Source organism: Agromyces sp. MMS24-K17 (assembly GCF_043950245.1).
Taxonomy (GTDB): domain Bacteria; phylum Actinomycetota; class Actinomycetes; order Actinomycetales; family Microbacteriaceae; genus Agromyces.
In genome coordinates this window covers 168,919-190,957 of sequence record NZ_CP171640.1, presented here as the reverse complement: position 1 = coordinate 190,957, position 22,039 = coordinate 168,919, and the positions used below count along the sequence as shown (strand labels likewise).

Below are 22,039 nucleotides of genomic sequence, written 5' to 3'. Positions count from 1 at the left end.
GAAGGCGGATGAGATGCAGCAGCAGCGACCCCAGGCGGCCCCCGAGGCGGGCCCCGGCGCGCCGACGGCCCCTGCCGCTTCCCCGGTCGCGACCCCGCGCCCCGTCCTCGCCGGCCTGCGCGTCGCCGACTTCTCGCGGGTCCTCGCGGGCCCCTACGCCACGATGCTGCTGGCCGACTTCGGCGCCGACGTGCTCAAGGTCGAGTCGCCCGCCGGCGACGACACCCGGCACTGGACCCCGCCCGTCGACGCCGCCGGCCAGTCGACCTACTTCGGCAGCGTGAACCGCAACAAGCGCTCCATCGCGCTCGACCTCGCCACCGAGGCGGGCCTCGCCGAGGCGCACCGGCTCGCCGCGACCGCCGACGTGCTCGTCGAGAACTTCCGGCCCGGCGTCATGGACCGGTTCGGCCTCGGCTACGACGACGTGCGCCGCGCGAACCCGGGCGTGGTCTACTGCTCGATCACCGGGTTCGGCGCGGGCGCCGGCGCGTCGCTCGCCGGGTACGACCTGCTCGTGCAGGCGGTCGGCGGCCTCATGTCGATCACCGGGGAGCCCGACGGGGAGCCCGCGAAGGCGGGCGTCGCGCTCGTCGACGTGCTGTGCGGGCAGAACGCGGTCGCCGGCATCCTGCTCGCCCTCCGCGAGCGCGACCGCACCGGCGCCGGCCAGCGGGTCGAGGTGAACCTGCTGCAGGGACTGCTCTCGGCGCTCACGAACCAGGCCGGCTCGACGCTCGCGACCGGCCGCGCGCCCGCCCGCCTCGGCAACCAGCACCCGAGCATCGCGCCCTACGCCGTCTTCCGCGCCGCCGACCGCGACCTCGTCATCGCCGTCGGCAACGACCGGCAGTTCCGCACCCTCGCCCGGCTCGTGGGCCTCGACCACCTCGGCGACGACGAGCGCTACGCCACCAACCCGGCCCGCGTCGCCCACCGCGAGGAGCTCCGCATCGACCTCGAGCGCTCCCTCGAGGCGAAGGCCGCCGCCGACTGGGTGGCCGCGTTCGCCGACGCGGGCGTGCCCGCCGGCCTCGTGAACGACGTCGCCGAGGCGATCGCATTCGCCGAGTCGCTCGGCCTCGACCCCGTCGTCGACCTCGACGGGCGCCGCTCCGTCGCCGACCCCGTCGCACTCTCCGCGACCCCCGCCGCCTACCGGACCCCGCCGCCCGCGCTCGACGAGCACGCCGGCGCCGACTGGCACGACCGAAGGGAACCCCGATGACCACCGCGCCGCGCATCGACGAGGTGTTCGACCTCGATGCCCTGCTCTCCGACGAGGAGCGCGCCTGGCAGCAGAAGGCCCGCGCCTTCGCCCAGGAGCGCATCCTGCCCGCGATCGAGGCGGACTTCGAGGCCAAGCACTTCCGCCGCGAGTTCGTCCGCGAACTCGGCGAGCTCGGCTTCCTCGGCATGCACCTCCAGGGCTACGGATGCGCCGGGGCCGGCGCCGTCGCCTACGGGGTCGTCTGCCTCGAGCTCGAGGCCGCCGACTCCGGCTGGCGCACCTTCGTCTCGGTGCAGGGCTCGCTCGCGATGAGCGCCATCGCCAAGTACGGCTCGGAGGAGCAGAAGCAGCGGTGGCTGCCCGGCATGGCGAAGGGAGAGCTCATCGGATGCTTCGCCCTGACCGAGCCGCAGGGCGGATCGGACCCCGCCGCGATGACCACCGTCGCCCGCCGCGACGGCGACGAGTGGGTGCTCGACGGCGCGAAGCGCTGGATCGGGCTCGCCTCGCTCGCCGACGTCGCCGTCGTGTGGGCCCGGGTCGACGACCCGAGCGGCGAAGGCGGCTTCGGCGAGGGCGCCCGCGCGGTGCGCGGCTTCCTCGTGCCGACCGGCACCGCCGGGTTCACCGCGACGCCCATCGACGGCAAGCTCTCGATGCGTGCGTCGGTGCAGTGCGACATCGACCTCGACGGGGTGCGCGTGCCCGCCGACGCGATGCTGCCCGGGGCATCCGGCCTCTCCGGACCGTTCGGCTGCCTGAACGAGGCCCGCTACGGCATCGTCTGGGGCGCCATGGGCGCCGCGCGCTCCTGCGTCGAGGCGGCGCTCGCCCGCTCGACCGACCGCTCGGTGTTCGGCCGCCCGATCGGGGCGAACCAGCTCACCCAGGCGAAGCTCGCCGATATGGTCGTCGAACTCGAGAAGGGCATCCTGCTCGCCCTGCACCTCGGCCGGCTGAAGGAGCGCGGTGCGCTCACCCCCGCGCAGATCTCCATCGGCAAGCTGAACAGCGTGCGCGAGGCGCTCGAGATCGCGCATCAGGCGCGCACCATCCTCGGCGGCGACGGCATCACCGACGCGTTCCCCGTGATGCGGCACGCCGCGAACCTCGAGTCGGTGCGCACCTACGAGGGCACCGACGAGATCCACCAGCTCGTGATCGGTCGCGAGCTCACCGGGCTGGCGGCGTTCTGATGACCGGCCGCCACCGGGTCGACGCGGCCGCCCAGGTCGCGACGGATGCCTCGCCCGACGTCGACCGCGCCGTGCGCGCCGCCGCCGCGGCCGGCGTGGAGCGCACGACCCGCGCGGAGCGCGCGGACTGGCTGCGCGCCCTCGCCGACGCCGTCGAGGCCCACCGCGACGAGCTCGTCGCCCTCGCCCACGACGAGACGCACCTCTCCGAGGCCCGGCTCGGCGGCGAGGTCACCCGCACGGCCGCGCAGCTCCGGTTCTTCGCGGGCGTGATCGAGGAGGGCTCGTACCTCGAGGCGACCCTCGACGCGCCCGACGCGTCGCTCACCCCGCCGCGGCCCGACCTGCGCCGCATGCTCCGCCCGATCGGACCGGTCGCGGTGTTCGCGGCCTCGAACTTCCCGTTCGCGTTCTCGGTGCTCGGCAACGACACCGCCTCGGCGCTCGCCGCCGGGGCGCCGGTCGTGGTCAAGGCGCACCCGGGGCATCCCGAGCTCTCCCGCCGCGTCGCCGCGATCGGACGCGACGCGCTCGCCGCGGCCGGGGGAACGGCCGACGCCCTGCAGCTCGTCGAGGGGCTCGACGCCGGCGTCGCGCTGGTGGGGCACCCGCTCGTCGCGGCCGTCGGGTTCACCGGCTCCACCCGCGGGGGCCGCGCGCTGTTCGACCTCGCGACCGCCCGGCCCGCGCCGATCCCGTTCTACGGCGAGCTCGGCTCGCTGAACCCGGTCGTCGTGACCGAGGCGGCGGCGACCGCGGACGTCGCCGGCATCGCCGCCGGCCTCGCCGGATCGTTCACCCGCGACGGCGGGCAGTACTGCACCAAGCCAGGGCTCGTGCTCGTGCCCGCCGACCACGGGTTCGAGGCGGCGCTCGACGACGCGCTCGCCGAGGTCGACGGCCAGCGGCTGCTCACCGACGGCATGGCCGTCGCGTTCGTCGACGGGGTCGACCGGCTCGGGTCGCTCGACGGGGCCGAGGTGGTGCTGCCCGGACGGCTGGCCGACGGCGCCGCGCCGGCCGCCGCCGCGACCGTCGTGACGGTCGACGCGGTCACCTTCGCCGCCGGCCCCGAGAGCTGGCTCGAGGAGTGCTTCGGGCCGCTGACCGTGCTCGTCCGCTACCGCGGCGACGACGAGCGCGATCGTGCGATCGCCACCCTCGAGGGCAGCCTGACCGCGTCGATCCACCACGCGCCGGGGGAGGACGTGCGGGACCTCGCCGACGCGCTCGGCCGCATCGCCGGACGGCTCGTCTTCAACGGCTGGCCGACCGGCGTCGCGATCGCCTGGGCGCAGCACCACGGCGGCGGGTGGCCCGCGACGACCGCGTCGGTGCACACCTCGGTGGGCGCGACCGCGATCCGCCGCTGGCTCGTGCCCGTGGCCTACCAGGACGCCCCGGCCGGGGTGCTGCCGCCCGAGTTGCGCGACGGGAACCCGCTCGGGATCCCGCGCCGCGAGGACGGCACGCCGAAGCCGGGTTCGCGCACCGCCTGATCTGAGGCAGAATCGATACCGCACGTACGAAGGAGTACCCGATGAAGGCAATGGAGCCTCGTCTCACCCGCGCCGTCGTCGAATGGACGGGCTGGGGCCGCACGCCCCTCCCCGCCAAGGACGACGCCCGCGTCATCGCCACGTTCGGCCACGCGGCCGGACCGGCACTCGCCACCGCGGCCCGCCGCTTCGAGGCCGACTTCGTCGCCTCGCCGGCGGAGTTCCGCACGAGGCATCCCGAGCTCGGCCAGGACGCCGTCGCCGCGCTCGCGTGGTGCTGCGAGTACGAGGCCGGGTAGGAGCCCGGCACACACCGCGACGGGGCCCCGAGTCGATCGACTCGGGGCCCCGTCGCGTGCGCGGGCGCGGCGCCGCTCAGTTGACGCCGGGTACCACGATCCAGTGGTTCGCGAGCACGAGGTACGCGGCGACGAGCACGAGCGCGATGATGGTGATCGCCACGCCCTGCCGGCCGCGCAGCACGAGCCCGACGATGAGCACGACGAGCAGCACGACGGCCAGCACGATCGAGCCGAACGGGATGCCGGCGAAGAACAGCGACAGCAGGAACAGCGCGGCCACGATCAGCTCGATGATGCCGATGATCGAGTTGCCGCGTCCGCGCACCCGCAGGATGCCGTCGACGAGCGCGAGGATGCCGCCCGCGAGGGCGATGACGAGGAGCCAGGTCAGCGTGAGCATGTCACTCCTTGGGGGATGGTCGGGGAACCGCGTCGCGAGGGGGGACCCTCGCGGCACCGCCACGCTAGCGACGGGCGATTCCGCAGAACGGGGGGTTGCGCGGGCCCGCCCCGGGCCGGTATGCCGCGAACGGCATGCACCGTGCGCGGGCGTCCCACGCAGGCTCCTCCCACGGCCGGCCGGTAGCGTGGAACCATGTCCGCGCGCCGAACCGGAGTCCAGGTTCCCGGCATGCGGGCCCGCCGCCTGCTCGGCGTCTTCCGATTCCTCATCGCCGCGATCGAGGTCGTCGCGCTCGTCGGCAACTTCGAGTACGTGCTCGGCTTCCGCCTCTTCGCCACGGCGAACTTCTTCAGCTACTTCACCGTGCAGTCGGCGTTCCTCGCCGTGGTCGTGCTGCTCGTCGCGGGCGCGTTCGCGCTGTTCGCCGACCACGATCCGCCGTGGCTCGGCACGGTGCGCACGATCGTCACCGTCTACGTCATCGTGTCGGGCATCGTGTTCGGGCTCATCGTGAGCCAGGCGTCCACGTTCTCCTACCGGATCGAGGTGCCCTGGTCGGACACCCTGCTGCACTTCGTCGTGCCCGCGCTCGTCGTGGTCGCGTGGACCGTCGACAGCGTGCTCGCGGTGAACCCGCCCGTGCCGTGGTCGACGCTCGGCTGGGTGCTCGCCTACCCGGTGGCGTGGCTCGCGTTCACCCTGGTCCGCGGCGCGGATCTCGGCTGGTACCCGTACTTCTTCCTCGACGAGGCGCAGGTCGGCGGCTGGGTCGGCGTGCTCGTCGGCTGCCTGGTGTGCCTTGTGATCTTCCTCGCGCTGACGGCCGTGTTCGTGGCGGTCAACCGGTGGTTGTGGCGAAGGGCACGAGCTCGTCGAGCAGCACCGCCTGGAGCGCCGCGTCGTCGAGCCGCTCGAGCCGGCTCGCCTGCCCCGCGGCCATGACGCCGACGAGCACGGGCTCGTCGGTCGCGCGGCCCACGTCGAGCCAGGCCGCGACGCTCGGGGTCGAGCCGACGACGGTGAGGATGTCGGGCGTCGCACTCGGCTCGGGGTCGACCTCCTCGCCCTGGTCGATGCCGGGCGCGTCCGCGCCGTCGCCGGACCCGTCGTCGCCGCCGTCGCCCGAACCCGTTCCGGGCGGGGCATCCGACCGCCAGAAGGCCGACTCGAACCGCAGCCAGACGACGTCGACGAGCCCGTAGCCGAGCAGCGAGATCGCGCGCTGGTGCCCGTAGGGCAGCGACGGGCTGAAGTCGATCATGTCGGTCTTGAGCACGCCGAGCGGGGCGGTGACGATCGCGCGGTCGGCGGTGAACGACTCGCCCGAGTCGAGGCGCAGGCTCACCCGCCGGTCGTCGTAGCGGACGTGCGTGACCGTGCTGTTGACGGCGATATCGACCCCCGCGACGAGGTCGTCGACGAGGTCGCCCAGCCGGCCGGTGACGACGCGGAGGGTTCGGCCGACGCGCTCGGGGTCGAAGGCCTGCGCCGACACCTTCGAGGTCGGCGCACCGGTCGCCGGCTCGACGCCGCTCGCGATCGCCCGGACCACCCAGTCGACGGTGCGGAGTCCGTGGTCGTCGACGATGGGCGACAGGTTCGAGGTCGCGCCGGAGCGCACCAGCGCGGCGGCCAGCGACACGTCGGAGGGCTGCGTGAGCGCCCACTCGTGGGCCTGGCGGATCACGTCGGCGCCCTCGTTGCGGACGAACACCCAGGCGCCGTCGGGCGCGAGCGCGAAGTCGGGCACCTGGAGCAGGTGGGTGTCGACGGATGCCCCGACCAGTGCCTCGTCGAGCGCGTCGTCCTCGCCCGCGATCAGGGCGCCGAGCTGCACGCTGCCGCTGCCGCCGAACGCGGCGTCGTCGACGGAGTCGACCCGGCCGCCCGCGCGGTCGCGGCCCTCGATGACGGTCACCCGGAAGCCGCGCTCCGCGAGGGCGTTCGCGGCGGTGAGCCCGGCGAGCCCGGCGCCGACGACGACGACGCGTTCGCCGTCCTCGGCGACGCGGGCGAGGTCGTCGGCCGCGGCCGCGCCGGAGGCGATCGCCCCGTGCATGGTGCCCGGGGCCTCGACCGAGCACGCCTCGCCGGCGATCCAGAGCCGGTCGCGCACGGGCTGGGCGAGACGGGTGCGCATCGCGTCGGTGCTGCCGACGGCGGGATAGCTGAACGCGCCCCGCGCCCACGGGTCGGCACCCCAGCGGGAGCGGCGCAGCGCGGTGAGCGGCGGCAACCCGTCGGGCCCGGGTCCGGGGGTGAACGAGGGCGACGGGCTCACGGTCGGGGTCGGCGAGACGGAGGGCGCCGGCGTGCCGGTGCAGCTCGCGAGGACGATGGCCGACGCGCCGGAGAGTGCGGCCGCGAGGAACGCCCGCCTCGGCATGCCGCCGGCGGGAGCCCGTGAGTCCATGGCTTCAGGCTAGCGCCCGGGGATTGCCCGGAGCCGGATGAGTTACTTGCTATTGACAAGCGCACTTGCAAAGAGCAAGCTTACGTCGAACCCGAACCACACCAGGACGACGACGATCCACCGGAGGAACCCACATGTCCGACACCAGCATCTTCGTGAACATCCCCACGACCGACCTCGAGCGCGCCAAGACCTTCTACACCGCGCTCGGCTGGACCATCAACCCGCTCTTCACCGACGAGAACGCCGCCTGCGTCGTCGTGAGCGACACGATCTACTTCATGATCGTCACCCGCGACTACCTGCAGACCTTCACCGACAAGCCGATCATCGACCCCGCCACCGCCGCGCAGACGTCGCTCTCGTTCACGCGCGACTCCCGCGACGAGGTCGACGAGACGATCGCCAAGGGGCTCGCCGGGGGCGGCAGCGAACCGCGCCCCGCGCAGGACCTCGGCTTCATGTACTCGCGCGACCTCGAGGACCCGGACGGCAACATCCTCGGCTTCCTGTTCATGGAGCAGGCCGCCGTCGAGAACGGTCCCGACGCGCACCTGTCCGAGCAGGGCGCCGCACCTGCGGCGTCGGCCTGATCGGGGCCGACGCGTGGGCGCGCGCGTCGCGCGCGGCTTCGGCCAGTACGGCGGCGTGGCCAGGGCCGTCGAGCGGGTCGGCGAACGGTGGGCGCTCCTCATCGTCCGCGACCTGCTCGCCGGCGCCCGCCGGTACAGCGACCTGAAGGCGGGCCTGCCGCGCATCCCGACGAACATCCTGAGCGACCGCCTGCGGGAGCTCCAGGACGCCGGGGTGGTGCGGCGGGTCCCCGTCGTCCGCGGCGGCTACGAGCTCACCGAGCTCGGGCGCGCCCTCGAACCCGTCGTGCTCGCCCTCGAGCGCTGGGGCTGGTCGACGCTCGGCGAGCCCGGCGACGGCGAGGTGCTCACCGCCGACGCGCTCGCCGTGTCGCTGCGCGCCGCCTTCCAGGCGGAGGTCGCCGCCGCGATGCCGCCCACCGAGTACGTGCTGCACGTCGGCGAGACGAGCGTGTCGGCCCTCGTCGCGGCCCGCACGCTCGACGTCATGCCGATCGGGTCGGGCGCGATCCCGCAACCGCGCGCCCGCATGGCGGCCGCGCCGGTCGCCGACGTGCTCGAGCTGCTGGTCGCGCCCGCCGCGTTCCGCGACCTGCTGACGGATGCCTCCGCGCTCCGCGCGAACGCCCTCGGCGACGGGCCGACGGTGCTCGTCGGCGGCCCAGCGCTCGTCGACCGGTTCCACCGCACGTTCCGCATCGTGACCGTCGGGCCGGCCGGCGAGGCGGCGGCGGGAGCCGGCGCCGGCGAGGCATCCGTCGCCTGAGCGACTCGGCTCGGCGTCTACTGCTACGAGTCGAAGCCGAGGCCGAGCGCGTCGAGCGACTTGAGCAGGAGGTTGCGCCGCCCCGCCCGGTGGTCGGCGCGGTCGAGCGACCAGCGGGTCGCGCCGATGCCGGCGGCCGCCACCGGCTCCGGCGGGAACGGCAGGGGGCGCTCGCGGACCATCCGGAGCGACGTGCGCTCGTTCTCGCGCTGCTCCAGCAGGTCGAGCACCACCTCGCCGGCGAACCGGGTCGCCGCGACGCCGAGGCCCGTGTAGCCGGTCGCGTACGCGACGCGCCCGTTCCTCGCGGCGCCGTAGAACGCGCAGAACCGCGTCGACGTGTCGATCGCTCCCGCCCAGCGGTGCGAGAAGCGGACGCCCTCCAGCTGCGGGAACGTGGTCAGGAAGTGGCTCGCGAGCCGCTCGAACGACTCGGGCCGTCGCTCGTACGAGGCGCGGATGCGGCGGCCGTAGTGGTAGATCGCGTCGTACCCGCCGTACAGGATGCGCCCGTCGGCGGTCGGCCGCAGGTAGTGGAACTGGTTCGCCAGGTCGCCGACGCCCTGCCGGTCGCGCCAGCCGACGGAGGCGAGCTGCGCCTCGTCGAGCGGCTCGGTGACGAGCACGTAGTCGTAGACCGGCACGGTCATCAGGCGGTTGCGCTTCAGCAGCGACGGGAAGACGTTCGTCGCGAGCACGACCTGCCGGGCGAGCACCCGGCCGCGATCGGTCGCCAGTTCGACGGCGCCCGTCGAGCCGGGGGTGTCGAGGCGGTGCACCACCGAGTGCTCGAACACCTGCACGCCCTGCGCCTCGGCCGCGCGGGCGAGGCCGGCGGCGAGCCGAGCCGGGTCGAGGATCGCGCTCGTGCGGGTGCGCCAGAGCGACTCGAGCGCGATCGGCGACGAGAACGCCGCGCGGGTCTCGTGCTCGTCGAGCAGTCGTACGGTGTCGTCGCCGCGTGCGGCGGCCGCGGCCGCCTCCTCGTGCAGCCACTCGACCTCGAACGGCTCGACCGCGACGTCGAGCGAGCCGTTCCGTTCGAACCGCGCGTCGACGCCCCACTCGGCCAGGTCGGCCTCGAAGGCGTCGAGGTTCTCGAGGCCGAGCCGTTCCAGCGTGTCGAGCTCCTCCGGCCAGCGGCGCCGGCCGTTCTCCCGGCCGTGCGTGAGGGACGCCTCGCAGAAGCCGCCGTTCCGGCCGGAGGCCGCCCAGCCGATCGTCTTCGCCTCGAGCAGCACGACGTCGGCGTCGGGGTTGCGGCGCTTGGCGAGCAACGCCGTCCACAGCCCGGTGTAGCCGCCGCCGACGATCGCGAGGTCGGCGACGCGCGCGCCGGTGAGCGGCGGGCGCGTCGGGGCGAGGCCGGCCGGCAGGTCGTCGAGCCAGAACACCGACTGGCGGGTCCCGGTGAGGGAGTGGGTGATGGCGGAGGCCGGAGGGCGGCGACGTTCGTAGACGGTGGTGCCCACGGGTATCACATCCAGTCGTCTCGGAGGGTGCTCACATCCTGCCCCGAGCGGGTGTGCCAGCGGAAGGGCCGACGGCGTCAGCGGGAGGCGTGGGCCGTCCGCGGGAGCTCCCGCTCGATCCCCGCCGCGTTCCTCACGGTCTTCCGGTACCAGCGCGCCACCCTCGACTACGGCGTCACCGCGCATCGTTCGGCGCTCGCCTGGTTCCGCGCGCTCGAGGCGGATGCCCCGCCCCGGGAAGGTCCGCCGTCGGCAGGGCCGCGAGCGGGCTGGTCGGCGTGCGCCGCGGCAAGATTGCATGCAATAACCCGAAACGTATGCAATACTCGCGGGATGACGGTATACACGCAGCTCCGCGACCTGGTGGTCACCGGGGCCCTCGACGGCCACGAGAAGGTCAGCGAGTCCGCCATCGCCGAGCGCCTCGAGGTGAGCCGCACCCCCGTGCGCGAGGCGCTGCAGCGTCTCGAGGCGGACGGGCTGGTCCTCGCCCAGGGGCGAGGGGTTCGCATCCGACGCCGCACCGGCCGCGAACTCGCGTGGGTGTACGAAGCGCGTGCCGCGCTCGACGCCTTCGCCGCGGCCGCGCTCGCCGACCGGCAGCGCGCCGGGCGGCTCGAACCCGCAGCATTCGCCGAACTCGATCGCTTGGCCGGTGAGGCCGACGCGCACACGCGTGCGGGCGACCTGGCCGCCGCGACCGACTCGAACCGCAGGTTCCACGAGCGGATCGCGGCCCTCGCCGGCAACGCCGTCATCGTCGAGTCGCTCGCCCGCCACTGGGACCAGATCCTCGTCTCCACGCGCACCGGGCTCGCCGGAGCCGACCGCACCCGCGCCGTGCACGACGAGCACCTGGGGCTGCTCGCCGCGATCCGCGACGGCGACGCGGATCGGGCGGCGACCGCCGCCCGCGAGCACGCCCTGGCCACCCGGGACCTCGCAGCCGCAACCGCGTCCACCGAGTCCTCGTCCACCGAGACCCCGACCATCGAGGAGCACGCATGACCCGCGAACACCACTACGACCTGCGACTGGCCTGGACCGGCGACGACGGCGAGGGCACCCGCAACTACCGCAGCTACCGGCGCGACCACGTGCTCGACGCGCCTGGCCGGCCATCGATCCCCGGCTCCTCCGACCCGTCGTTCCGCGGCGACCCGAGCCGCTGGAACCCCGAGCAGCTGCTCGTCGCGTCGCTGGCCCAGTGCCATCTGCTCTGGTACCTGCACCTGGCGACGACGGCCGGCATCGTCGTGGTGGCCTACGAGGACGCCCCGGCGGGCACGATGATCGAGGAGGGCGACGGCAGCGGAACGTTCCGCGAGGTCGTCCTGCGCCCCCACGTGACCATCGCCGCAGGCGGCGACGCCGCCCTCGCCGAGTCGCTGCACGAGCGCGTCGGCGACTACTGCTTCATCGCCCGATCGGTGAACTTCCCGGTGCGGCACGAGCCGGTCACGGTCGTGGCCGGGGAGGTCGGCGTGACCATCGGGTGACTCAGTCCCGCGGGGCGTGCGCCTCGAGGAACTCGTACACCTCGGTCTGGTCCACCCCGGGGAACGTGCCCGTCGGCAGGGCCGCGAGCAGGCTCGTCGGCGTGCGCGCGGCCGGCCACGAGGCATCCGCCCACCGCTCGGCCAGGCCCGCCGGGGCCTGGCAGCACGACGGGTCGGGGCAGCGGGAGACTGCCCGATGCGAGGTCTCGCGGCCGCGGAACCACTTCACGTGCTCGAACGGCACGCCCACTGAGACGGAGTACTCGCCCTCCTTCGCCTTCTCGATGCGAGACGTGCACCAGAAGGTGCCCGAGGGCGTGTCGGTGTACTGGTACCAGGGGCTGAATCGGTCGGCGACGTCGAAGACCGTCCTCGCCGTCCAGTTGCGGCACATCGTCGTGCCCTCGACCGCGCCGAGCGCGTCGGATGGGAAGCGCACCCGGTCGTTCTCGTACGCCTTGATGATCGTGCCGGACTCGTGCACCTTCACGAAGTGCACCGGGATGCCGAGGCGGGCGGTCGCGAGGTTCGTGAAGCGGTGCGCGGCCGTCTCGTACGAGACCGCGAAGTGGTCGCGGAGCTCCTCCATCGAGATGCGCCGCAGCTCCTTCGCCTCGCGGAGGTACCGCACCGCCGCCTGTTCCGGCAGGAGGAGCGCGGCGGTCAGGTAGTTCGTCTCGATGCGCTGGCGCAGGAAGTCGCCGTAGCTCGCGGGCTCCTCGTGGCCGAGCACCCGCGACGCGAGGGCCTGGAGGATCGGCGACCGGGAGTCGCGCGACGGGGACTGCTGCGTCGGCAGGTAGATGCGGCCGTTGCGCTTGTCGGTCACCGAGCGGGTGGAGTGCGGCAGGTCGCCGACATAGTGCAGCGAGAAGCCGAGGTGGCTCGCGAGGTCGGCGACGAGCTGGTGCGAGACCGGACCGCCCGCATGGCCGACGGCGTCGAGCAGCTCGGCGGCCTGCGCCTCGAGCTCGGGCGAGAAGTTGTCGCGCTCGCGCATCTCGGCTCGGAGCAGCGCGTTCGCCCGTCGCGCCTCCTCGGGCGTGGCGGCCCGCTCGCGGTGCAGCCGGGTGATCTCGTCGTGCAGCGCGAGGATCGTCTGCAGGGTCTGGTCGCTCATCGTCTTCGCGACGCGGAACGCGGGCAGGCCCAGGGCGTCGAACACCGGGCCGCGCTGGGCCCGCTCGACGGCGATCTCGAGCGCCGCACGCTCGGACGGGGCATCCGTGCGCAGCAGTTCGTCGGCGGTGGTGCCGAGCGCGAGCGCGATGGTGCGGAGCATCGACAGGCGCGGCTCGCGCTTGCCGTTCTCGATCGCGGAGACCTGCGAGGGCGCCCGGTCGATCGCGGCGGCGAGGGCGCCGAGCGTCATGCCCTGTGCGGTGCGCCGGTCGCGGATGCGCCGCCCGAGCGTCAGGGCGTCGACCTCGGTGCCGCTCCGACCGGCGTCCGCAGCGGCGTCGGCCTCGGCGAGGGCGGCGGCGAGGGCCGTGGCTGCGGTGCGATCGACGGTGACCATGCCCCATGGTCACACGGGGTCGGAGCGGAGGCAAACGGAAGAACCGAAGGATTTCTGCGGCGAGGTCGCGGATCGGCCCGTGTGCGCGGCTGCTTCACCTCGGCCGGCCGTGAAGGATGGCGTTCCTTCCGACAGGCGCTCCGGCGCCGGGCGACGAGCCCGCGGCCGGCCGCATGGGTCCGGAACCCGCTCGAGCCCGCGCTGGCGCGTCCGTTGCCCACAGCCGCGCCGGAGCAGTAGGTTCGGCCTCAGCTACATCGTGGTGGTTCGGGAATCGAGGGGGTTCCGATGGAGACGTGGGTGCTCGTCACCTTGCAAGCCGCCGTGGTGATCGGCGCGATCATCATGGGCGTCCGGACAGGTGGGCTCGGGCTGGGACTGTGGGGCGTCGTCGGCACCGCGGTGCTCGTGTTCGCCTTCCACCTGCCACCCGGCGCCATCCCGATCGACGCGTTCTTCATCATCATCGCGGTGATCACCGCGTCGTCGGCCATGCAGGCCGCCGGCGGCATCGACTACCTCGTGTCGATCGCGTCGAAGATCATCCAGGCGAGTCCGAAGCGGCTCACCTACGTCGCGCCGATCGTGGCATTCGTCTTCACCGTGCTGGCGGGTACGTCGAACATCTACTTCGCGCTCATCCCGATCATCTACGAGACCGCGTACCGCAACGGGCAGCGCCCCGAGCGCGCGCTCGCCTCGTCGACGGTGACCTCGGCGCTCGGCATCACCGCCAGCCCGGTGTCGGCCGCGATGGCCGCGTACCTCGTGCTCATGGACGGCACCGGGTACGGCCTCCCGCAGATCCTGCTCATCACCATCCCGGCCTCGATCGTCGCCTGCATCGCCACCTCGGTCGTGCAGCAGCGCATCGGCAAGGAGCTCCGCAACGACCCGGTGTTCCTGAAGCGGGTCGAGGAGAAGCAGGTGGAGGTGCCGGCCGCGCTGCAGGGCCAGCTTGCCGGGGCGGGCGCCGGCGTCGGCGCAGCGGTGGGTGCCACCGGATCCACCGGGTCCACCGGCGCCTCGGGCGCCGGGGTCGGCAGCGCCGACGCCACGCCGGCGAAGCCGGCCAAGGCCGACCGGATCGAGCACCCCGTGCCGCCGGGCGGCGCGACCGCCGCCTGGATCTTCCTCAGCGGCACGTTCCTCATCGTGCTGTTCGGCCTGTTCTCGGGCCTACGACCCTCGTTCCCGAACGAGGACGGCGAGCTCGTGCCGATCGGCATGTCCACCGTCATCGAGATGGTGATGTTCACCGTCGCGCTCGTGATCATCCTCGTGCGCCGGGTGAAGCCGTCGGTCGTCGTCGAGCAGCCGCTGCTGCGGGCCGGCTTCGTCGCCGCCGTCGCGCTCTTCGGCATCGCCTGGATGGCCGACACGTTCATCAGCGCGAACGAGGAGACCATCATCGCGCCGCTCGGCGACCTCATCGAGCAGAACCCGATCCTGCTCGCCGTCGCCCTGTTCATCGTCGCCGGCCTCACGACGAGCCAGTCCGCCACGACGAACACGCTCATCCCGATCGCGCTCGCCGCGGGCCTCGCGCCGGGCGTCATCACCGCGATGTGGCCGTCGCTCGTCGGCGTCTGGCTGTTCCCCGCGAACGGCTCCCAGATCGCCGCCGTCGAGACCGACCTCACCGGGTCGACGAAGCTCACGCAGGTGCCGATCTGGCACTCGTTCACCATCCCGATGCTGGTGTCGTGGGTCGCGGTGGTGGGCGCCGGCCTCCTGATGCAGCTCATCGTGCCGGCCTGAGCGCCGCCCCGAACCACGGCCGCGCGCACCGGCCGGAACGTCCGAGCAGGAAGGAACATCCATGACCGACTCGTCCTCGCCCGAACTCGCGAAGGCGGCCGCCGACCTCATGCCGGAGGTGATCGAACGGCTCGAGCACCTCGTGCGCATCCCGTCGATCGCGTTCCCCGGCTTCGACCCCGAACCGGTGCACCGGATGGGGCAGGCCGTGGTCGAACTCTTCGAGGCGGCCGGCGCGACCGGCGTCGAGCTGCTCGACGTGCCCGACGGCTACCCGTGCGTCTACGCCGACCTGCCCGGACCCGAGGGGTCGCCGACGGTGCTGCTCTACGCGCACTACGACGTGCAACCGGCGCCGCCGAGCCAGAACTGGTCGAGCGAGCCGTTCGAGCCGACGACGAAGGACGACGGCCGTATCTACGGGCGCGGCGCCGCCGACGACAAGTCGGGCCTCGTGATGCACTACGGCACGCTGAAGCTCCTCGGCCCCGATCGCCCCTGCCGCGTGAAGCTCCTCGTCGAGGGCGAGGAGGAGACGATCTCGCACCTCGAGGCGTTCGTCGAGGCGAACCCCGAGCGGTTCGCGGCCGACGCGTACGTCATCGGCGACATCGGCCCGCAGGAGGTCGGCAAGCCCGGGCTCACGACCGCGCTCCGCGGCGACGTCGCGTGCACGATCACGGTCCGGTCGCTCGCGAACCCGGTGCACTCGGGCCTGTTCGGCGGCGCGGCGCCCGACGCGCTGACCGCGCTCATCCGCATCCTCGACACCCTCCACGACGAGCACGGCAACACCGTGATCCCGGGCGTCGACGGTGCCGACGGCACGTGGCCGGGCGCGGAGATGGACGAGCAGGTCTACCGCGCCGGCTCGGCGATCCTGCCCGGCGTGGAATTCCTCGGCACCGGGTCGCTCTCCGACCGCCTCTGGGCCAAGCCCTCGGTGACGGTGCTCGGCATGGACCTGCCGAACACGCAGGAGGCCTCGAACGTGCTGCTGCCCGAGGTGACGGCGAAGCTCTCGATGCGCATCGTGCCCGGATCCGACGGCGAGGCGCAGCTCGAGGCGCTCATGGCGCACCTGCGCTCGCAGCGCCCGTGGAACGTCGAGGTCGAGGTCGAGCGGGTGAAGGTCGGCCACGCGTTCGCGGTCGACGAGTCGCACCCGGCGATCGTGGCCGCCGACGACGCCCTCCGCGAGGCGTACGGCGCCGAGGTCGAGTCGATCGGCAGCGGGGCATCCATCCCGCTCGTCGCCTCGCTGCAGAAGGTGTCGCCCGACGCGGCCATCATCCTGTGGGGCGCGGAGGACACGGCGAAGGCGCGCATCCACGCCTCCGACGAGTCGGTCGACCCGAAGGAGATCGAGCGGATGATCGTCGCGCAGACGCTGTTCATCCGGAAGCTGTCGGCGAAGTAGCGCGAGCAGCGAGGGGCGGGGCATCCGAGCGGATGTCCCGCCCCCTCGCCTGCCCCGGCCTACCGCGTCGCGTGCCGCTCGCGGGAGGCGAGCACCTCGGGCACGTGCGCCTCCGCCCAGACGCGCATCGCCTGGATGGGTTCCAGCAGCGAGACGCCGAGCGGGGTGAGGGAGTACTCGACCCGCGGCGGTGCCTCGGCGAACTCGCGCCGGGCGATGAGCCCGTCGCCCTCGAGGGCACGGAGGGTCTCGGTGAGGACCTTCGGCGTCACGACGCCGACCTTCGCACGGAGCTGCGTGAACCGCAGCGTGCCGCCCGAGAGGGCGAGGATGACGAACATGCTCCAGCGCTCGCCGATGCGCCCGAACACGACGCGACTCGGGCAGTCGGGGCTGAGCACGTCCATCGCGGTCGTGTCGCAGGGGCCGCCGAGGGGCGCCGCGGCTGGGGAGCGGTGCCGCTCGATCTGGGCGGGGCTGGTGCTGGGCATGTCGCCTCCTCGGTTCGGTGCGGTGCGGTGCGGTGGCGTGTCGACCGTCGTCGTCGTTCGCGACGCCCGGTGGCGGTGTGTGACGCCCCCGGTACCCCGGAGGGAAGTTCCGTTGAAGTAACCGGTATCCATTCCATACCGTTGGCGCCATGAGCATTCTACTGACCGGGGCAACCGGGTACATCGGGTCGGCCGTCCTCGACGAGCTCGTCGCCGCAGGCCATGACGTCGTCGCCGTCGTGCGGAGCGAGGCATCCGCCGCCGCCGTCGCCGAGCGCGGGGCGCGCGCGCTCCAGGGCGACCTCGCGGATGCCGCGTGGCTGGCCGCCGCGCTCGCGGAGGCCGACGGCGCGATCCACGCCGCGGCGCCCGATGCCGGGGCCGACGCGCTGAACGCGGCCGTGATCGATGCCGCGATCACCGCGTACGCCGGCACCGGCAAGCGCTTCGTGCTCACCAGCGGCGTCTGGGAGTTCGGCGCGGGCGGCGACCTCACGGAGGACGGCCCGCTCGACGCGCCGGACCTCGTCGCCTGGCGCGTGCCCCTCGAGGAGCGACTCCTCGGCTCCGGCGTGTCGGCGACCGTGCTCGCACCGGCCGTCGTCTACGGCCGCGACCGCGGCCTGCTCGGCGTCATCACCGACGCGCCGCGCACCGCGTCGGGCGCGCTGACGCTCGTCGGCGACGGCTCGCAGCGCTGGACGTGGGTGCACGTCGACGACCTCGCGAAGCTGTACCGGATCGTGCTCGAGCACCCGACCGCGCTCGGCCGCGTGCTCGCCGTCGACGGCTCCGCACCGACCGTGCGCGAGATCGCCGAGGCCGTCGCGGGCCCGGCCGGCGTCGCGGCCGAGACGCCCGACGACGCCCGCGCCCGGTTCGGCGCCGCGTTCGCCGACGCGCTCCTGCTCGACCAGGCGGCGAGCGGCGCGAAGGCCCGCTCGCTCGGCTGGACGCCCGAGCACACGTCCGTGCTCGACGAGGTCGAGCGCGAGGCATCCGCCGCCTGAACCAGCCCGCCTCACGCTGCGCGGACCCCATCGCACGGACTCGAATGGTCGCTTCCACAGTCGGGAAGCGACCATTCGCGTCCTCGCGCGGCGCAGGAGGACGCGCGGGCGCGGCGCGTCAGGCGGATGCCACGCGCTCGCCGAGCACGTCGAGGTAGTGCACGTTCGTCATGATGCCGAGCACGTTGCCGAACGGGTCGACGACCGACGCGGTCACGAAGCCCGGGCCGTGCTCGGTGACCGGCAGGAGCGGCGTCGCGCCGAGCTCGATGAGCCGCGCGAGCGAGCCCTCGAGGTCGTCGACGTGCCAGTGCATGATCGGCCCGGCCGGAGCTCCGACGGCGGTGGTCGCGAGCGCCGGCGGCGCCCAGCGGCGGTCGATGAAGCCGAACTCCTGCTGGTGGTCGCCGATGCGGAACTCGACGTAGGCCGCCCGGCCGTCGGGCCCGGGGCGGCTGAAGTACGGCTCGATCCCGAGCACCTCGGCGTACCAGGCGGCGGCCTGCGCCGGGTCCTCGACGTACACGTTCACGGTGGCGATGCCTCGCAGCATGATGGTCTCCCTTGTTCGTTGGTTCCATGATCGAACACAGAAGTGCTCACCTTCTGACCACTTTTCCGAGGAGAATCGGAGCATGCGCGCCGACCGTCTCGTGGCCACCCTCCTGCTCATGCAGGCGCGCGGCCGCGTGACGGCCGCCGAGATCGCCGAGGAGCTCGAGGTGTCGGTCGCGACCGCCCGACGCGACCTCGTCGCGCTGTCCGGGGCCGGGGTGCCGGTCTACCCGCAGCCCGGGCGGGGCGGCGGGTGGCAGTTGCTCGGCGAGGGCCGTACCGACCTGTCGGGCTTCACGGCGTCGGAGGCGCGGGCGCTGTTCCTCCTGCTCGGACCGCGGGTGGGGGAGTCATCCGAGGCCCGCTCCGCGCTCCGGAAGGTGCTTCGGGCGCTCCCGGCGACCTTCCGCGACGAGGCGCAGGCCGCGGCGGATGCCGTGGTCGTCGATCCCGGGCGGTGGGGTGCCGAGCCGTCCCCGAGCAGCGGCGGCAGCCGCCCGGAGGGGCTCGACGTGCTCGAACGCGCGATCGTCGACCGCCGGCATGTGCGGTTCGGCTACGCCGCGTGGGGCCGCGAGCCGCGGTCGCGCCGCGTCGCGCCGCTCGGGCTCGTGGACAAGGCGGGCGTGCGCTACCTGCTGGGGCTGCCGGCGGATGCCTCTGCGGATGCCTCGGCCAATGCGCCGGGTGCCCTCGTGGATGCGCCCGCGATCCGCACGTACCGCGTCGACCGGATGTCACGGGTCGAGCTCGATGACGAGGGCTTCGAGCCGCCCGACGGCTTCGACCTCGCCACCGCGTGGGCCGAGGCATCCGTCGTCGTCGAGGGCGTGCGCGGGCAGGCCCGCGCCGAGGTGCTCGTGGACCCGCCCGCCGCCGAGGAGTTCGCCGGCTGGACCGGGGCGCGTCCCGTCGACCGGGCCGGTGCACCCGATGCCCTCCCGCCCGACGGCCGCATCCCGATGGTGCTCGACGCTCCGACCGAGCAGGTGCTGCTGCGCCGCCTCGCAGGGTGGGGCGAGGTCGTCGAGGTGACGTCGCCCCAGTCGCTGCGAGCGGCGCTCGCGGTGCTCGGCGCCGAGCTCGCCCGCCGGCACGGCGCGCCGGCACCCGCGCGCTGACGCGCGCCGCGCGTGCCGCGCCCCCGCGTGCCCCGCGTGCCCCGCGTGCCTTGCGCGCGGACGCGAATGGTCGTTCCGGTGCGCGCATTCCGACGATTCGCGTCCGTGCTCCGTGCGGGACCGCGTCCGCGCGAGTCCGCGGACTCGTCCGCGAGGAGCTGTGGAGGGACCGGCGGGTGCACGGGTCGCCGCCGGACATCTCGCCGGCGGTTCCGGGCCGGAACGATACGGGGATGCGTCGACCCGAACCGTTGCCCGCCCCGTTCGACCGCCGCCCGTTCGCCGTCTCCGAGGCTCGCGCGGGTGGGCTCACCGAGCGTCGGATGCGGGCGACCGACCTGGATGCGCCGTTCCACGGGGTCCGCACGGCGACCGCGCCGAGGGACCTGCTCGACCGGTGTCGCGCATACGCCGTCGTGATGGATCCGCAGAGCGCGTTCTCCCATGCGACGGCCGCGATGCTCCACGGTATCCCGCTTCCCTGGGCGGTCGAGCGCGACCCGCGCCTGCACGTCGCCTCCGTGGTCGGGGGTCGAGCGGCCCGAGGTCGCGGCGTCGCCGGGCATTCGTCGACCGCCCGCCCGCTGGTGGTTCGGATCGGCGGGATGCCGGTGCTGAGTGCGTCCGATACCTGGTGCTCGCTGGCGTCGGCACTCCAGCGGGACGATCTCATCGCCGCCGGCGACCGCCTGCTCGGGTTGCCCGAGGCGCTCGCGACCTCGGCCGAGATCGATGCGGCGATCGGCCGCCACGGACGGCGGCCGGGGGCGGGTCGACTCCGGCTGGCGCGACCGGCGCTCCGGGCGGGCTCGTTCTCGCGCCGCGAGTCGCTCGCCCGCTTGCGCCTGCTCGAAGCCGGCCTGCCTGAGCCGGAGCTCAACACGGTGATCGAGCTGCGATCGGGTCGAAGGACGCGCGGCGACCTCGTGTTCCGTGCCCATCGCGTCCTGGTCGAGTACGACGGCGAGCAGCACCTCCTCGACCCGCGGCAGTGGGCCGTCGACGTGGCGCGGCTCAACGACCTCGTGGCCGACGGCTGGATCGTGATCAGGGTCACCAAGCAGATGTCGGCTGCGGAGCTCGTCGACCGGGTCGGGCACGCCCTCGCCGACCGGGGCTGGCGACGCTGACCCGTGCCGCCACCCTTCCCGCCCCACCCCGCTCCGCGCCCGCCCCGCCCCGCCCCGCCCCGCCCCAGGCGTTCCGAACGCGGACGCGGACGCGAATCGTCGCTTCGATCGAGCCGGAGCGACGATTCGCGTCCGCGCGACGCAGATGCCAGGGCGTCAGGGTGCCGGGGCGTCAGGCGAACCCGAACACCGGCGGGAACGCCACCACGACGATCGCCGCCCAGGCGAGGTAGATCGGCAGGTACCCGGTCTGCCAGCGCTCGAGCCGGTCGAACGGCGTCCGGCCGCGGACGAACCCGAGCTGGAGCCACGCCGACCACGCGAGGTTGACCAGCAGGATCAGGTTCAGGCCGAGCGACGCCGTCTTGTTCGCGCTCCACCCGAACTCGCCGGTGCGCCCGACCATCGCGACGAGCACGAACAGGTCGACGATGAGCGCCGCGACCAGCATGACGAGCTGGATCCGGTCGAACCACCCGGGTCGCGCCAGCGGGTCGTGCGACGAGTACGAGTACACGAGGAGCCCGAGCACCACGACCAGCACGAGGTCGAACGCGATGAGCAGTTCGCGCTCGGCGTCGACGACATTCCACTGCAGCACCGCGGCCACGATGAGCGCGAGCAGCATGAGCGTGAACAGCGGGGTGAACACCTTCGTGAGCACGGGCGCGATGTTCTCGATCACGCGCTGCTTGGCGTCGACGAGCCATGCCGCGACGAGCACGGCGCCCGGGATCGCGCACGGCAGCACCCACTGGTCGAAGAACCAGGCGACGTCCACGCCGATCGTCGAGAACACGCCGATCGTGAGCGCCGACAGCGCGCCGCCGACGAGCGCGATGAGCACGTAGTAGACGAGCCATTCGCCGCTGAACCGCACGAAGTCCATGCGGTCGGCGCTCGTGCGCCACCGCCCGCCCACGTAGGCGACGCCGGAGACGAGCCAGAGCGCGACGGCGGCGTGCACCGACGCGAGCACCTCGGTCGCGGCGACGGGCTCCCCGAAGGCGTACACGTTGGTGTCGGTGGCGGGGGCGAACGGGTACAGGTTCAGCACGAGCGCGAAGAGGGCGAACGCACCGGCGATCGCGGCGATCGCGCCGATCGGCGGACGGTGGCGCCACGCGAACCAGGCGACGAGGAACGGCAGTACGAGCAGCGCGGCGTTGTGGAGGAGGAAGGCGCCGTCGGCGCCGAGGAGCTCGGCGGACTTCACCGCGAGCCCGGCCCCGACGCCGAGCAGCAGTGCGACCCCGAGCCCGTTCGCGCGCCGGAGCAACGGAACCGCGCGCCCGCCCACAGATGCCCCGCCCACCGACGCCCCGCCCGCGGACGCCCCGCCCGCGGATCCGCCGGCCCGGTCATCCCCGCGTTCGTCCGGCCCGCTCGAGAGCACGAGCTGCTTCCACAGCCGTTCGGAGTGCTCACGGGCGTACTCGCGCGAGAGCTCGTCGATGCTGCCGAGCCGCTTCACGGCGACGAGGAACGCCTCGTCGTCGGCGAGCCCGCCGAGCGAGAGGTGCTCGACCTGGTCGCGAAGGTGTCCTTCGAGCTCGTCGACGTCGGCCGCGGAGACCGCGTCGCGGCGTTCCATCCACTGGCGCCACGAGGCGATGAGGGTGTCGAGCTCGGTGGTCGACCCGCCGTCGCCCGCCATC

The 22,039-nt window shown here is 73.6% G+C and carries 21 protein-coding genes; 14 read left to right on the top strand and 7 right to left on the bottom strand.

Features of this window, described 5'->3' with window-relative positions; all coding sequences use genetic code 11:
- The first annotated feature begins 13 nt into the window (after nucleotides 1-13).
- Genes ACGGZK_RS00770 through ACGGZK_RS00755 form a run of 4 tightly spaced genes read left to right on the top strand, consistent with a single transcriptional unit; the run spans nucleotide 14 to nucleotide 4,225 of the window.
- Nucleotides 14-1,228 carry a CaiB/BaiF CoA transferase family protein gene (locus ACGGZK_RS00770; protein ID WP_395244369.1) on the top strand — a complete coding sequence of 405 codons (1,215 nt, stop codon included), beginning with the start codon at nucleotides 14-16 and terminating at the stop codon, nucleotides 1,226-1,228.
- A complete protein-coding gene (locus ACGGZK_RS00765; RefSeq protein WP_395244368.1) occupies nucleotides 1,225-2,427 on the top strand; it encodes an acyl-CoA dehydrogenase family protein in 1,203 nt (400 codons plus the stop codon). Before ACGGZK_RS00770 ends, ACGGZK_RS00765 begins: the two co-directional genes overlap by 4 nt.
- Nucleotides 2,427-3,926 carry an aldehyde dehydrogenase (NADP(+)) gene (locus ACGGZK_RS00760; protein WP_395244367.1) on the top strand — a complete coding sequence of 500 codons (1,500 nt, stop codon included), beginning with the start codon at nucleotides 2,427-2,429 and terminating at the stop codon, nucleotides 3,924-3,926. Before ACGGZK_RS00765 ends, ACGGZK_RS00760 begins: the two co-directional genes overlap by 1 nt.
- A gap of 41 nt (nucleotides 3,927-3,967) precedes the next feature.
- Nucleotides 3,968-4,225 carry a hypothetical protein gene (locus ACGGZK_RS00755; RefSeq protein WP_395244366.1) on the top strand — a complete coding sequence of 86 codons (258 nt, stop codon included), beginning with the start codon at nucleotides 3,968-3,970 and terminating at the stop codon, nucleotides 4,223-4,225.
- Nucleotides 4,226-4,301: 76 nt separating this feature from the next.
- On the opposite strand, the gene ACGGZK_RS00750 is transcribed toward ACGGZK_RS00755, so the two are convergent.
- Nucleotides 4,302-4,628: a hypothetical protein gene (locus ACGGZK_RS00750; protein WP_395244365.1), complete on the bottom strand. Its 327-nt coding sequence runs from the start codon at nucleotides 4,626-4,628 to the stop codon at nucleotides 4,302-4,304.
- Between the two features lie 195 nt (nucleotides 4,629-4,823).
- Here ACGGZK_RS00750 and ACGGZK_RS00745 point away from each other — a divergent pair, with 195 nt between their 5' ends.
- The gene (locus ACGGZK_RS00745; RefSeq protein ID WP_395244364.1) at nucleotides 4,824-5,573 is read left to right on the top strand and encodes a Pr6Pr family membrane protein; all 750 of its coding nucleotides are present in this window, start codon (nucleotides 4,824-4,826) and stop codon (nucleotides 5,571-5,573) included.
- Here the strand turns inward: ACGGZK_RS00745 and ACGGZK_RS00740 are convergent.
- Nucleotides 5,470-7,044, bottom strand: coding sequence for an FAD-dependent oxidoreductase (locus tag ACGGZK_RS00740; protein WP_395244363.1), 1,575 nt, complete (start codon nucleotides 7,042-7,044; stop codon nucleotides 5,470-5,472). The genes ACGGZK_RS00745 and ACGGZK_RS00740 overlap by 104 nt on opposite strands.
- 134 nt (nucleotides 7,045-7,178) lie before the next feature.
- Here ACGGZK_RS00740 and ACGGZK_RS00735 point away from each other — a divergent pair, with 134 nt between their 5' ends.
- Both ACGGZK_RS00735 and ACGGZK_RS00730 read left to right on the top strand, forming a co-directional pair.
- Nucleotides 7,179-7,637 carry a VOC family protein gene (locus ACGGZK_RS00735; protein ID WP_395244362.1) on the top strand — a complete coding sequence of 153 codons (459 nt, stop codon included), beginning with the start codon at nucleotides 7,179-7,181 and terminating at the stop codon, nucleotides 7,635-7,637.
- 13 nt (nucleotides 7,638-7,650) lie between these two features.
- On the top strand, nucleotides 7,651-8,403 hold the full coding sequence (locus ACGGZK_RS00730) for a winged helix-turn-helix transcriptional regulator (protein ID WP_395244361.1): 753 nt from the start codon (nucleotides 7,651-7,653) through the stop codon (nucleotides 8,401-8,403).
- Between the two features lie 23 nt (nucleotides 8,404-8,426).
- Here the strand turns inward: ACGGZK_RS00730 and ACGGZK_RS00725 are convergent, their stop codons facing one another.
- The gene (locus ACGGZK_RS00725) at nucleotides 8,427-9,875 is read right to left on the bottom strand and encodes an NAD(P)/FAD-dependent oxidoreductase (RefSeq protein WP_395244360.1); all 1,449 of its coding nucleotides are present in this window, start codon (nucleotides 9,873-9,875) and stop codon (nucleotides 8,427-8,429) included.
- 333 nt (nucleotides 9,876-10,208) lie between these two features.
- On the opposite strand from ACGGZK_RS00725, the gene ACGGZK_RS00720 reads away from it, so the two are divergent.
- Together ACGGZK_RS00720 and ACGGZK_RS00715 are read left to right on the top strand one after the other, a co-directional pair.
- Nucleotides 10,209-10,883: a GntR family transcriptional regulator gene (locus ACGGZK_RS00720; RefSeq protein WP_395244359.1), complete on the top strand. Its 675-nt coding sequence runs from the start codon at nucleotides 10,209-10,211 to the stop codon at nucleotides 10,881-10,883.
- Nucleotides 10,880-11,374 carry an OsmC family protein gene (locus ACGGZK_RS00715; protein ID WP_395244358.1) on the top strand — a complete coding sequence of 165 codons (495 nt, stop codon included), beginning with the start codon at nucleotides 10,880-10,882 and terminating at the stop codon, nucleotides 11,372-11,374. Before ACGGZK_RS00720 ends, ACGGZK_RS00715 begins: the two co-directional genes overlap by 4 nt.
- Nucleotide 11,375: 1 nt before the next feature.
- Here the strand turns inward: ACGGZK_RS00715 and ACGGZK_RS00710 are convergent, their stop codons facing one another.
- On the bottom strand, nucleotides 11,376-12,893 hold the full coding sequence (locus ACGGZK_RS00710; protein WP_395244357.1) for a helix-turn-helix domain-containing protein: 1,518 nt from the start codon (nucleotides 12,891-12,893) through the stop codon (nucleotides 11,376-11,378).
- 288 nt (nucleotides 12,894-13,181) lie between these two features.
- On the opposite strand from ACGGZK_RS00710, the gene ACGGZK_RS00705 reads away from it, so the two are divergent.
- Together ACGGZK_RS00705 and ACGGZK_RS00700 are read left to right on the top strand one after the other, a co-directional pair.
- On the top strand, nucleotides 13,182-14,654 hold the full coding sequence (locus ACGGZK_RS00705) for an anaerobic C4-dicarboxylate transporter family protein (protein WP_395244356.1): 1,473 nt from the start codon (nucleotides 13,182-13,184) through the stop codon (nucleotides 14,652-14,654).
- A 61-nt stretch (nucleotides 14,655-14,715) separates the two neighbouring features.
- Nucleotides 14,716-16,074, top strand: coding sequence for a M20/M25/M40 family metallo-hydrolase (locus ACGGZK_RS00700; protein ID WP_395244355.1), 1,359 nt, complete (start codon nucleotides 14,716-14,718; stop codon nucleotides 16,072-16,074).
- A 59-nt stretch (nucleotides 16,075-16,133) separates the two neighbouring features.
- On the opposite strand, the gene ACGGZK_RS00695 is transcribed toward ACGGZK_RS00700, so the two are convergent.
- Nucleotides 16,134-16,565, bottom strand: a complete 432-nt coding sequence (locus ACGGZK_RS00695; protein ID WP_395244354.1) for a winged helix-turn-helix transcriptional regulator — start codon at nucleotides 16,563-16,565, stop codon at nucleotides 16,134-16,136.
- A 149-nt stretch (nucleotides 16,566-16,714) separates the two neighbouring features.
- Here ACGGZK_RS00695 and ACGGZK_RS00690 point away from each other — a divergent pair, with 149 nt between their 5' ends.
- Entirely contained in the window at nucleotides 16,715-17,575 is an 861-nt protein-coding gene (locus tag ACGGZK_RS00690) for an NAD-dependent epimerase/dehydratase family protein (protein ID WP_395244353.1), read from the top strand.
- Nucleotides 17,576-17,693: 118 nt separating this feature from the next.
- Here ACGGZK_RS00690 and ACGGZK_RS00685 read toward each other — a convergent pair whose 3' ends face one another.
- Nucleotides 17,694-18,128: a VOC family protein gene (locus tag ACGGZK_RS00685; RefSeq protein WP_395244352.1), complete on the bottom strand. Its 435-nt coding sequence runs from the start codon at nucleotides 18,126-18,128 to the stop codon at nucleotides 17,694-17,696.
- A gap of 82 nt (nucleotides 18,129-18,210) precedes the next feature.
- On the opposite strand from ACGGZK_RS00685, the gene ACGGZK_RS00680 reads away from it, so the two are divergent.
- Together ACGGZK_RS00680 and ACGGZK_RS00675 are read left to right on the top strand one after the other, a co-directional pair.
- Nucleotides 18,211-19,251, top strand: a complete 1,041-nt coding sequence (locus ACGGZK_RS00680) for a helix-turn-helix transcriptional regulator (RefSeq protein ID WP_395244351.1) — start codon at nucleotides 18,211-18,213, stop codon at nucleotides 19,249-19,251.
- Nucleotides 19,252-19,484: 233 nt separating this feature from the next.
- Nucleotides 19,485-20,381, top strand: coding sequence for a hypothetical protein (locus tag ACGGZK_RS00675; protein WP_395244350.1), 897 nt, complete (start codon nucleotides 19,485-19,487; stop codon nucleotides 20,379-20,381).
- 172 nt (nucleotides 20,382-20,553) lie between these two features.
- Here ACGGZK_RS00675 and ACGGZK_RS00670 read toward each other — a convergent pair whose 3' ends face one another.
- Entirely contained in the window at nucleotides 20,554-22,038 is a 1,485-nt protein-coding gene (locus ACGGZK_RS00670) for a permease prefix domain 1-containing protein (RefSeq protein WP_395244349.1), read from the bottom strand.
- Between the last annotated feature and the right edge of the window lies 1 nt (nucleotide 22,039).